A 13010-nucleotide genomic window follows, 5' to 3' on the forward strand; every position below is an offset into this window, starting at 1 on the left:
GCACGTTAATAAGCAGATAAACGATAGATCAGAATCAAAAAATCAATGATTAAGAATCGACATTCTAGAAGAGACTTTATAAAAAATGGCGCATTGGCCGGTATGGGACTTGCACTTGCCAATTCATTGCCGGTGCCGGCGTGGGCCGCCAACGAGGAGCCACTGATGTTTTTTGACGGGTTTACCAATATTGGCCCCAAGCGAAATAAACATCCGGCGGAACGGTGGAGTCTGAAACATTTGGTAGAAGAAATGGGGCACTGTTCCATTTCCGGTGCACTCGTGGCATCGGTGCTCTCTGTAACCTATGACCCGATGTACTCCAACCTTGAGCTGAGTAAAATGCTCAAACCGTACCCCTATCTTTTTGCTGTATGGAATCTCATGCCAGCAAACACAGGGGAATTTCCCGCACCTGCGGAACTAGGGCGGCTGATGAAGGAGCATGATGTTCGCGCCGTAACGGTACATCCCGCAGGCAATAACTGGGATTGGCATACACCTGAGGCATCCGAATTGCTCAATTGGCTGCGAGACAATCGGATATTGACGATTGTCCGTGCCGATGAATTTGGCGGGCTTGGCGGTATCAAGGAGTTACTCAACACACATGCCGATCTTCCGATACTGCTGACAGGGGTGTACTGGTCCGCCCAGCGCACATTGTTGCCCATGCTGGGGGTCTACAAGAGTCTGCATATCAGTTTTGATAATTTCCAGATCAATGAGGGGCTTGAAACCCTGTATGCCGATGGTTATATTGATCAACTGGTCTATGCGTCTAATGCGCCTACGATGTCCATCGGTGCCCACCGTACCTACGTGGACTATGCTGCCATTCCCAAAGAAGCCAGAGACAAAATCGCCGGGGGCAACCTAATCCGTCTTCTGCATGGGCAACGCCCACCCGCTATCCGGGAGAACAAATCAGAAGACATCCTGATGAGCGCCGTGCGCCACGGAAAACCAGTGCCCACACCGATCATCGATATGCATATGCACATGTTACACGAAGGACTCAATGGTACCGGATGGCATTACCGTATGCACAATGGCGGGCCCAGCGGCGTCTTCGAACTGGTGAAACGGCTGGGGTACTGCGGCGGAGGGATTATGAGCTGGAATGGAGTAGTTAGTGTCGACTCCAAGGGCGGTAACGTAACCGCCACGCAAGCCTTGGATGCGGCACCTCCCGGCTATTGGGGGTTGGCGAATTTCGATCCGGTCCATTATACCCAAGAAGAGCTGGCCGTCATGATCCCCGAAGTATATAAAGACAAGCGCTTTATCGGTATGAAGCCCTATGTCCATTATGGCGTTCCTTACCACGATCCGTCCTATGATATTTGGTGGAAGTATGGCAATGAACACCAGTTGTATGGCTTATTGCATAATACCCGATCGGATTTGCAAGAAGTAGAGACACTCGCACCAAAATACCCCAATGTCCGCTGGGTGATCGCCCACGCAGGCAGCAACTTCAGGTTGGCCGACATGGCGATAAAGGCCATGAATAAATATCCAAATGTATACGCAGAAATTACGTTAACCACCGTGTATCTAGGTATCATCGAGTACCTGATCGAAGGAGCAGGGGAAGACCGGATTTTATACGGGTCAGATCTACCTATGCGTGATCCGCGTCAGCAGTTGGGCTGGGCGGTGTTTACGCGATTACCCCTGGCAGTGAAAAAGAAGTTGCTTGGTGGAAATGCCCTGCATGTGATCAAGCCCAAATTGGAAGAGATGCCCGTATATAACATCCCCGAGAATTTCAGGACAAAAAAAGGGTAATGAATTACGCCGTAAAGCAAATAAATATCCAGCTCGTTGTTGTCGGACTGTTGCTTGGAATTTCTTCCGGGGTAGACGCACAACAACACGCTGAATTGGATACCATACCATTCGCGTTGGTTGCACCGCGCACGGCCCAATTTCCGTTAAAAACGGACCGGATGTTCTATTCCGACGATGAAATAGCCTTGGCTAGGCACCACGTAGCTACCCATGCCGGCGCGAAAAGAATAGCCGACAGGATCATTAAGGCCGCTGACTATTGGGTAGACTGGAAGAACCAGGACATCGTAGATGTGATGGCCGGTGCGCAGGTACCCCGGGCGTTCGACTTGAATGCTAAAGGATGCCCTATCCATGGTTCGGAAGTTTTTACCGTGGGGGGCGCCTACCCTTGGATTGTCGATCCAAAACATCCCTTCCAGGTGAAATCGCCCATCGACGGACGTATGTTTCCCTCCAATGATTTTGCTGCGTACTATAAAAGCGGATTCCAGCAAAAAGCTGGATGGGATACCGAGTACGTGGATGACGGTTGGGGGTGGGTGGCCCCAGATGGTGAGCGCTATTGGTTTGTAGCCTACGCGAACCACTGGGTGTGGCATCGCCATGTCATACCCGGGATACAGAAGCTCGCCCGGGCATATCAGTTAACGGGCGATCAGCGATATGCGGATAAGGCTGTATTGATGCTGCACCGATTGGCCGAGGTATACCCTTCGATGAACTATGAAGAGCAGTCGCGGTATGGCCAGATGATGAAAGCCCGTAATTCCGTATACAGGGGCAAGGTGGTGAACGCCATTTGGGAAACGGGCACGGTACTCCGTTCGGCCGAGGCTTATGATGCCGTGTGGGAAAGTATTGACGGGAATGAGGCATTACAACAATACTTGGGCAAAACCGGTCCGGAAATCCGCGAATACATCGAAGCCAATTTCCTCGAAGAAGCCCTGCGGGCATTTGAGGAAAATAAGGTGCTGGGCAATTTCGGAATGCACCAGGGAGCGGTGTTGGCGGTAGGGTTGGCACGCCAGTATGCGGATCCTGAAAAATACATCAGGATGATACTGGACGAGCCGGGGGAGAATAGAAGCAAGATGGGGATCAATTATGCACTATACAACCAAGTGTTTAGAGATGGGTTCCCACTCGAATCGCCCCAGTATAATTTTTTATGGATCAGGTATATTGGTATCATTGCCAACCTGTTGGACAAACAAGGCGTTGATCTGTTTGCCTTGCCTAAGGTCAAAAGGTTACTGGATGGACCGATCCAGACACTAGCTATCGGACGCTACACGCCAGCATTGGGCGATGGTGGAAATGTGCTCGGGGACGTTACCGGCAGGAATGCCGAGACTTACCAATCTGCCTTTGCCGCAATCGGCGACTCGACTTATATTTCATGGCTGAATCTTTCCCGCGACCAATATTTCACGACGTATGAATCGTTGTTCAGGGAGGTCGTCGATGTTCCCGGATTGGCTTCGGGCAATCGGATACTCCCCCCTAGCAAATCCAGGCTTTTTGCAGGTTATGGGTTCGGCATACTTAACAATAAACGCGATGAGTCGGCTCTGGCTACAACATACGGCATGCATTACGCACACTACCACTGGGATTTTCTCAATTTTGAGTTGTTTGCTAACGGGCAGAAAATGATGCCGGATATCGGCTATCCCGATGCCATGAACAGTTTTGTAAAGGAAGTGTATACTTGGTCTTTAAATACGGTTTCTCACAATACGGTGGTTGTGGACGAGCAACGGCAGCGTGTGAATCTGCCAGGTACGCTCCATCATTTTTCGGAGGGGGAGTTTGCCCAAAGCATCGATGCGCAGTCCCCCGCGTACCGGCAAACCAACCAATACCGGCGCAACCTCGTCCAGATAGCGGGCGATGATGGGCAGACCTACGTGGTCGATTTCTTCCACGTGCAAGGAGGAAAACAACATGATTATTCACTGCACGGGCCGCCGGGTGAGGTGGTGTTCACGGATCATGTGTGGGGAGCTGTACAGCCCGGTACATTGGCTGGCGCCGATGTCGGCTGGGGGGAGATTTATGATAACTCGCTGTTGGAAAGCAAAGGAGACTCCATTGGCTATAACGGCTATGTGGGTTCAGGATATCAGTATTTATTCAACGTGCAAAAGGCGGCGGCAAGCGAAGCGTCGCTGGTATACAAGCATGTCAACGATACTAACGCACGGTTGAAAATACATATGATGCCGCACAACGACCAGCAGGTATACATCGCCGATGCGTACGGCAAACCTAGGGCAAAAAACCATGTGCTCAAGTATATGATTGCCCGGAGAAAGAGCAGGGAACAAACACCGTTAAACAGCACGTTCATCGGCGTATTTGAAACGTATCAGCACCGCCCGTTTATACAGGCCGCCGAACGGTTGGCGCTGACGGGAGGCAACGGCACAGCCCTGGCCGTGACACGCCAACAACATGTGGATGTGATTGTGCGAGATACGGTAAACACCATCAAGACGATACGGGAATATGGTATAGAGACCGATGCCAATACCGCGGTTGTGACCTTCAACATGGAAAATAAGCTCCAACGGGTTTACTTTACAGATGGCACGTACTTGAAAGTAGGGGGCGACACGTTTACGGACCACCCGATACAGGGGAAGATTCGAGCGGTAAACTTCGCAGATAATGAAGTGCTTATAGATTTGGTTTCGGGCGATTTGGAGGACGTTTCCACGGGTTTCGATGGCATCTATCATTTCACCAACCCCTACCGCACCACGGTGCACCCTGCCCACGTGGCCGACCTAACGGGGAAAACCCTTCGGTTAAAACTGCACGACGATATCCTGGTCGGGTATTTCGGTGTGGCTACGGTTAAGGATCATAGCCTTACATCGGACACGGAGTTGAATTTTTTTCATCAATATGGCGGTACCACGCTTTTGGATGCGAATCTGAACCCCATTGGTCAGGTCGTAAAAGCGGGGAGAAAGCATGTCGAACTCGCAGATGGTTTTTCCAGCCCCCCGGATGAAGCCGATAAGGTATGGATAGCCAATATATGGAAAGGGGATACCGTGACGTTTAAAACCGTGTTTTCATGGCAAACGGACGACAAGGAGCAGGAAAATTTCAATTAAAGTCACCGTAAATGATGGTTTCGACGCACATGTTCCGGTTTTGTATCTTGGTCATCCTGATTTTCTCGATGGTTTGGCTTGGCTGGTCCATGGTGCCCCAACATTTGGGCTTATTGACGTATATTGATGATGAGGGCGTTGTGAAGGAGGTCCGCACGACAGCCGATTGGGAAAAAAAGCGGGAACAAATCCGGACGCGCATGCAACTGGTGATGGGCCTGCTGCCTGCCACGTCGGAATTGGGCACGCCGTTGGTGGATACCGTCTCGCAGGAAAAGAGGGACGGATATACCCTGTTCCATATCCGGTTTCTCGCCGCTCCCGATGAGTGGGCCACGGCCTTTCTATATATCCCCGACCCACGGGAAAGAAAATCTCCGTTGCCCGCAATGCTCGTACTGCATGGCACCGGCGCACCGGGGAAGCGGTTGGTGGATGGTGAGAGCCGGCTACCCAACCGTGCCCACGCCAGGGAACTCGCCGAAAGGGGTTACGTGGTGATCGCCCCCGATTATCCGAGCTTTGGCGATTTAAGCGACCATGATTTTTTGTCGGATCGCTACGTGTCAGGAACGATGAAAGGCATCTTCAACCACATGCGGGCGGTAGACCTGTTGGTCGGATTGGAAGAGGTTGACCCCGAGCGGATCGGTGTGATCGGTCATTCTCTGGGAGGGCACAACGCCATTTTCGTCGGGGCTTTCGACGAGCGCCTAAAAGTGGTCGTCTCCAGTTGCGGCTGGACCCTTTTCGATTATTACGATATCGGCGAGGCGGGTACCAAACGATACGGAGGAAAACTCGGCCCTTGGGCCCAGGATCGATATATGCCCCTGATGCGAGACCGTTACGGTTTGGATGCGGCGAGGATACCATTTGATTTTGATGAAGCGATTTCAGCGATTGCACCCCGGGCATTTTATTCGAACGCGCCGGTCAATGATGCTAATTTCAGTGTGGAAGGGGTGAGGCTGGGTATCAGCCGAATTTCCCAGGTCTACCAATTATACGACGCGGGAAACAACTTACGGGTCAATTACCCTGACGCCGGACATGATTTTCCTGTAACGGTACGGTTCGAAGCATTCGAATTCATTGACCGTATATTGCATGTAGAAAGACCGTTGTGAGGCCGGGTTGCCTTTGAGTAAAATGAATAAATGGACCGATAAATAACGAGTGATGAATAGACTGACTTTAGCGCTTCTTTTCGTGGGTATGACACCCTTTGTTACCGGTCTGAAAGATGGGGGCATGTCCGTTTCTACGGGAGAGGGCCAGTTTTTGGAACATGGCGTCGCCTCCCCTTTTTCAAACGACCGGGGGATTGTCGCGACTGTAGACGGTGATGGGAGAAATATCGTCATGCTGTGGCTATTTGACCGGAGGGGAGGGTATGGGTTATTGGTTATCGATGCGGCAACGGGAAAAAGCGAAACGTTCCCCATGCCTTTTGATGTCGGAGGTGATGCCCCCTATTCTTCGCTGTTTTCATCACAAGGGAAGTTATACACGCTTTTTAACGGCAACTTTGTCGAATTTGACCCTAAAAAAAGAGCATTTACATTCAGCCATAAAACGGCACCCCGTATGGCCATGGGCATGACGGAAGATGATCAAGGCAGGATCTGGTCAGTCACGTACCCCAATAGCGGTGTGGTTTGCTACGATCCGAAGACCGGCGAACTGACGGATTATGGCCATGTCCATAAAGAAAATTGGGCCCAATACCAACGGTATGTGGCCACCGACGACCGGGGTTGGGTATATTTTGCCGTAGGAAATACCGATAGCCATATCATTGCGTTGAATCCCGAAACAAAGGCGGTAACGCCCTTGCTGCAGCCTACAGAGCGCAAGCGGGGGATGGCCTATGTATATCGTGATAACAATGGGAAAGTGTACGGAAAGGCGCTTGGGAATCAAGACGAACCATGGTATGAGTTGTACCAGGGAACGATCAAGCTGATCGGGCATGGTCATACGGTGGATGAAAAGGAGATTATTACGGGTTCTCAAGCCCTCCGTGTATTAGCCTTTCCCAATGGGCAGCGTGTGGGTGGTATTGATTTGGTCAATAGAAAACTAACAATTACCAATCCTGGTGGCAAGGAAGACCAGACTGTAGCTATTGATTATGATACGGAGGGAACATGGGTGATGGGTATCGCGGCATCGCCGGATAAAAAATCCATCATTGGTGGAAGCGCATTCCCGATGCGTTTATTGGAATATGCCGTGGCAACGGGCGAATGGGGGCACGATGCGGCTTACGGTCAGTATAACGCATTGACAACACATGGAAAATATGCGTTTTTTGCATCCTACCCGAGAGGTGACTTAATCGTTTGGGATACGGAGAAACCATATACCGGTGCAAAGCGGGGTGACCCCCATGCCAATCCCAGGTTATTGGTTTCATGCAGCCCTGTTATACATCGCCCCCATCGGGTTTTGGCACATCCCGACGGCAAAACGGTGATCATGGGAGGTACACCTGATTATGGCTATACGGGTGGCGGGTTGCTGTTTTATGACCTGGATACCGATGAACATGTACTGATGACAGATAACGAGTTGGTGCCCAATCAGTCCGTGATGAGTTTGACTGTTTTGGATGATGGTAAAATATTAGTCGGAACTACCACAGCGCCCGGTACCGGGGGAGAGAAGAAAGCCAACTTGGCAAGACTGTATATTATCGATAAAGATAGCAAGGAGGTCGAATGGCAAAGTGCGGTTATCGCCGGCGCGCAGACCTATACCGATTTGACGACGAGGGCCGACGGTAAGGTGTATGGTTTTGTCAATGGGAAAATATTTTTCGTGTTTGACCCCGCTAGTAAAAACGTGATTTACCAAAAAGATATTTCGCACGAGTTCGGTCGTACGGTGGCGGAGCAATCTCCCCGGGTTTTTGTGAAGGGCCAAGGAGAGAACACCTATATTCTTTTCCACCAGGCTATTGCCCAGGTAGACCATCAATCTTACGCGATTAACGAAATCGCCCGCCCACCCTTGCCAATCCGTGCAGGGGGAGGCTTTTTAAACAATAGAATATATTATATTAGCGATTCCCGTTTATACAGCTACGGATTATAGTGCCTTAATGAGTTTTGATTTTTTGGATTTTTTAATCGCCTTATGGATACCCACGAAAAAAAGTATACGACGTCCCCTTTCAAACGCTGGCTTTTGGCATTGGCACCGGGCCTTGTTACCGCGGCCATCGTATTTGGCCCCAGTAAGGTCACCATTACCTCCAAAATGGGGGCCATGTACAGTTACGATTTGTTGTGGGTTATCGTTGTAGCCATTTTCTTTATGGTGATTTTTACGGCAATGGCATCGCGGATAGCGCTGGCTACCCATCAGTCCCTACTGTGTACCATCAGGGACCGCTTCGGTAAGTGGGCTGCGATATTGATCGGTATCGGGATATTCCTGGTGGCCACATCTTTCCAGGCGGGCAACTCCGTAGGTGTTGGGATTTCGATCGGAGAAGCCACGAAGACGTCGCCGGCCATCTGGATTGTTTTGTTCAACCTGATTGGCTTCGTGCTGTTGTTTTTCCGGAATTTCTATAAAATGCTGGAACGATTGATGATTGCCATTGTTGGCCTGATGCTGTTTGCGTTCTTAACGACGATGTTCCTGTCTAAACCCGATATTGCAGGTATCATAAGCGGATTTACAACTCCCTCGGTGCCGGCCGGTTCGCTTGGCTTGGTTATCGCTTTTTTTGCGTCCTGTTTTTCAATTGTGGGCGCGTTTTACCAATCGTATCTGGTCCAGGCCAGAAAACGAATCAGTCCCGATTTACGGCAAGATGGCCAAAACAGTTTGGTGGGGATGATCGTCTTGGGGCTGATGAGTGCGGTGGTTATGATCTGCGCGGCGGCGGTGTTGCACCCCCAGGGAATAGCGGTGGAGAAAGCTTCGGATATGGCCCTTGCCTTGGAGCCCCTGTTTGGTAACTATGCCGCCCAACTGTTTCTGGTGGGGTTATTTGGAGCTTCATTTTCTTCGTTAGTGGGTAATGCCACTATCGGCGGCTCGCTGTTGTCCGATGGTTTAGGGTTGGGGAGTGTATTAGACTCCTTTTCGGTGAAAGCACTTATTGCTCTGGTGATGTTGGTGGGTGCCCTTGTAGCGATTGGTTATGAACGCCCGCCATTGGAAATCATCGTTTTTGCACAAAGCGTGACCATTTTCCTGGTGCCGTTTATCGGGCTATTCATGTATTTGATCTCCAGTGATAAGCAGATCATGGGGGAATACGTTAACCGTGGGTTTTCTAAAGCGGCGGGATTGGCAGGATTGATTGTGCTGGTGCTGCTTGCCATATATAATGTGAACGAATTATTTATAAAGTAATATAAAATGATGTCAAAGTTAGCGTCCTTGGAACGGGAAATTTTAGCGCCTTCGGAGGCGTTGGTGGCAGATATGGCTAAAATCGATGGCGATATCCTGTTGTTGGGTGTTGCCGGCAAGATGGGGCCTTCCATGGCAAAGGTTGCAAAACGGGCAGTGGAGGCGACAGGGGTCAAGAAGCGGATTATCGGAGTGTCACGGTTTTCGAATCCGGCGACCAAGGCTGATTTGGAGGCTGCAGGAATAGAAACCCTCTCGGCCGACCTGTTGGATGATGCGGCGTTACAGGCGTTGCCGGAGGTGCCGAACGTGATTTACCTAGCCGGCCAGAAATTTGGAACGACGGGTAAAGAAGCGTTTACATGGGCGATGAACACGTACTTGCCCGGGCGGGTGGCTGAAAAATACCGTAACGCTCGTATTGTCGCGTTTTCGACCGGGAATGTTTATCCCTTTTCGCCGCTTTCACAAAATGGATATTCCGAAGAGCATCCCGCAGAGCCCATAGGCGAATACGGGCAGTCCTGTTTAGGTAGGGAACGGATATTCCAGTATTTTTCCGAGAAATACGATATTCCCACGCTGATATACCGACTGAATTATGCCGTGGATTTCAAGTACGGCGTCTTATTGGAAATTGCCAAGTCGGTCCAGAACGGCCAGCCCATCGACTTACGTACAGGGCACGTGAATGTGATCTGGCAGGGAGATGCCAATGAGATTGCGCTACGTTCCCTGTTGCATTGTCAAACGCCTGCCAAACTACTGAACGTTACAGGGCCCGAAACGGCATCTGTCAAATGGCTGGCATACCAATTTGGACTTTTGTTTGGCAAAGAGCCGATTTTCGAGGGACAGCCTCACGATAGTGCATTGCTTAGCAATGCGTCAGAAGCACATCGCTTGTTCGGCTATCCGCGGGTGACATTGAAACAGATGATCGAGCTGATCTACCAATGGCTGGTAGCGGGCGGAGAATTGATAGAAAAGCCGACACACTTTCAGGAACGTGCCGGGAAGTTTTAATGCGCGGAAGCCCCGAAAGCTTCCAATTGATTGATGAGTTTAAGCTGAGGACAAATACAAAATGAGTAAATTATCACGACATAAACACGCTTTGTTGCACGATGGGACGTTTATTCCGGCACATCCGTTGGCATTGGATAGCCACAGGCAATTGGATGAGTTCAGGCAACGCCGCCTAACCCGTTATTATATGGCGAGTGGAACAGGAGGTATTGCAGTAGGCGTACATAGCACGCAATTTGCGATTCGCGATCCACAGATTGGTTTACTGGAGCCGGTATTGAGCTTAGCGGCCGACGAAGTAAAAAAGGCAGGTGTTGCGAGTACTTATCTACTGATCGCCGGACTTTGTGGACCAACGGAACAAGCGGTAAAAGAGGCGGAATTAGCGCTGAAGTATGGGTACGATATGGGGTTGCTGAGCATGGGTGGCCTACAGGGATGGACGGAGGAACAGATCTTGGATCGGACCAGGGCCGTTGCACAGGTCATTCCGGTTTTGGGGTTTTACTTACAGCCCAGTGTGGGAGGGCGTATTTTTTCCTATGGGTTTTGGAAGGAATTCGCAGAAATTCCGGGGGTCGAGGCCATTAAAGCCGCTCCTTTTAACCGCTACCAGACGCTTGATGTCGTCAGAGCCGTTGCACATTCGAATCGCCGCGATGACGTTGCACTATACACCGGCAATGATGATAACATCGTAGCAGATTTATTGACAACATACACCTTCGATGTGGACGGAGGGCAGGTTAGGAAAGGGTTTGTGGGCGGGTTATTGGGCCATTGGGCGGTCTGGACACAAGCATCGATTCGACTGTTGGCAGCCATCAAGGCTGCGAAAAAGAGCGGTAGTATCGATTACGATCATTTCCTAGCGATAAATGCCAAGGTTACCGATATGAATGCGGCCATCTTCGACCCCGCTCATCACTTTCACGGCTGTATTCCGGGCATCCACGAAGTGTTGCGACGGCAAGGACTATTGGAGGGGATCTGGTGTTTGGACGAAAATGAGGCGCTATCACCGGGACAGGCCGATGAGATAAGCCGGGTGGCCCGCGCGTACCCCGAATTGACCGACGACGATTTTGTCAGGGATTTTTTGGCGACAGACCAGGTTTCATAAGAAAGGACGTATAATGGTTGATCGGAGGACTTTTTTGAAAACTGCTGGATTATTAACGACATCGATGGTCTCTGCTCCCTTTGTGGGCAATTGGAGCCAAGCAAAATCAGAAGATACCATGAAGAACATTCAGATTGTGAAAACCGACAGTGGCTTCGAGCGCGAACCGCTGCGCTTTCCGTTTGGTTTCAAAGGGGGATACCTGACCGAGTTGTGGCAGGCCGTTTCCCGAATCCAGTCGGCATCGGGCCATAGCGGGATAGGGATTGCCACGCAAAGCGTTCTGTATGGCGACGCCGACCTGTTTTCCATGAACAATGAGGCAGCCGGAAATGCGTTGATGTTCCTCGTTACAAACAAAGCACTGGAGCTGATGCGGCAAACCACGTTCCAGTCACCGATCGAGCTGTTGGATCGGATATTCCCAGTATTGTTCGAGGAGGCCAAAGTACTTACCGCGAAGGCCGACCTGAATCCTAACTTCGTTTACAATGCCCTAGTGAGCGCCGACAATGCGATATGGCTGGTTTATGCTGCCGAAAACGGTTATACAGACTACGACAGCATGATTCCCGAAACATATAGACCCGCATTGGGCTATCGCAATGACCGGATCGGGATCATGTTCCAGGTTTCTTACGATATGCCCGCCGAGCAGATTATGCAGGCAGTGAGCGACGGCTACTTCATCTTCAAAATTAAAACCGGGTATCCCGGCGATCAAAAAACGATGCTGGAAGGGGATAAAAAACGGTTGAAAGATATCCACGATTTACTGAAAGATGTGCGCACGAAGGAAACCGATGATGGCCGGTTGATTTACACGATGGATGCCAATGGTCGGTACGAAACCAAGGCAACATTCGTGCAATACCTGGATTATGCGAAAAAAATCGGTGCCCTCGGTCAGATTTTATTTTACGAAGAACCGATGGCGGAAGACAACGATGATTATATGGGCGACCTTGGCGTGCGGGTAGCGGCAGATGAAAGTGTGTATGACGTGGCCAGTGCCGAGCGCCGGATCCAACAGGGATACCAAGCAATTGTGCTTAAAAGCGTAGCCAAGACGTTAAGTCAAACGCTTAAGATCCTCGAATACGCCCACCGCCATAACGTGCCCTGTTCGTGCTCAGACCTAACCATCAATCCTGTCTTGCTCGAATGGCATAGGAATTTTGCCGCGAGGTTGCAGCCTTTCCCCGAAACAGGAATGGTATTGATGGAGACCAACGGTGCAAGTAACTATGTGAATTGGCAAACCATGCAGCGATACCACCCGATGTATGGGGCTCCATGGACAGCGCAGAAAGCAGGAAAATTCCAGCTTGGTGATGAATTTTATGAAAAAAGCGGTGGCCTGTTCCTGCCATTGCCGCATTACCAGGCCATGTTTACCCGATGAAAAAGAAGGATTACCTGCGGAAATACCTGTACGTTAATTTTGCACGTTTTCGTAAATAATGTTCTGATTATAATTAATATTGATAAATTAGCGGTATTATTGCGTGTTTTAATCGGTTTTGAGGTCGGTGTCCGGCAATATACAA

General features: G+C 50.3%; 8 protein-coding genes. All 8 read left to right on the plus strand.

The features are described from left to right. Nucleotides 1-45: 45 nt before the first annotated feature. The 8 genes from U9S71_RS01645 to U9S71_RS01680 all read left to right on the plus strand — a co-directional run bounded on the left by U9S71_RS01645 (nt 46) and on the right by U9S71_RS01680 (nt 12865). Entirely contained in the window at nt 46-1794 is a 1749-nt protein-coding gene (locus tag U9S71_RS01645) for an amidohydrolase family protein (RefSeq protein ID WP_326324732.1), read from the plus strand. After that, nucleotides 1794-4931 carry a heparinase II/III domain-containing protein gene (locus U9S71_RS01650; RefSeq protein ID WP_326324734.1) on the plus strand — a complete coding sequence of 1046 codons (3138 nt, stop codon included), beginning with the start codon at nt 1794-1796 and terminating at the stop codon, nt 4929-4931. Before U9S71_RS01645 ends, U9S71_RS01650 begins: the two co-directional genes overlap by 1 nt. Nucleotides 4932-4942: 11 nt before the next feature. Beyond that, entirely contained in the window at nt 4943-6061 is a 1119-nt protein-coding gene (locus U9S71_RS01655) for an alpha/beta hydrolase (protein WP_326324736.1), read from the plus strand. A gap of 52 nt (nt 6062-6113) precedes the next feature. Continuing rightward, nucleotides 6114-8033, plus strand: a complete 1920-nt coding sequence (locus U9S71_RS01660) for a hypothetical protein (RefSeq protein ID WP_326324738.1) — start codon at nt 6114-6116, stop codon at nt 8031-8033. 42 nt (nt 8034-8075) lie between these two features. Next, nucleotides 8076-9308 carry an Nramp family divalent metal transporter gene (locus U9S71_RS01665; RefSeq protein WP_326324739.1) on the plus strand — a complete coding sequence of 411 codons (1233 nt, stop codon included), beginning with the start codon at nt 8076-8078 and terminating at the stop codon, nt 9306-9308. A gap of 6 nt (nt 9309-9314) precedes the next feature. Next, nucleotides 9315-10334, plus strand: a complete 1020-nt coding sequence (locus U9S71_RS01670; RefSeq protein WP_326324740.1) for an NAD-dependent epimerase/dehydratase family protein — start codon at nt 9315-9317, stop codon at nt 10332-10334. 61 nt (nt 10335-10395) lie between these two features. Next, entirely contained in the window at nt 10396-11460 is a 1065-nt protein-coding gene (locus tag U9S71_RS01675; protein WP_326324742.1) for a dihydrodipicolinate synthase family protein, read from the plus strand. A 118-nt stretch (nt 11461-11578) separates the two neighbouring features. Beyond that, nucleotides 11579-12865, plus strand: a complete 1287-nt coding sequence (locus tag U9S71_RS01680; RefSeq protein WP_326324743.1) for an enolase C-terminal domain-like protein — start codon at nt 11579-11581, stop codon at nt 12863-12865. Nucleotides 12866-13010 lie beyond the last annotated feature (145 nt).

This window comes from Parapedobacter flavus (assembly GCF_035818675.1).
Lineage (GTDB): Bacteria > Bacteroidota > Bacteroidia > Sphingobacteriales > Sphingobacteriaceae > Parapedobacter > Parapedobacter flavus.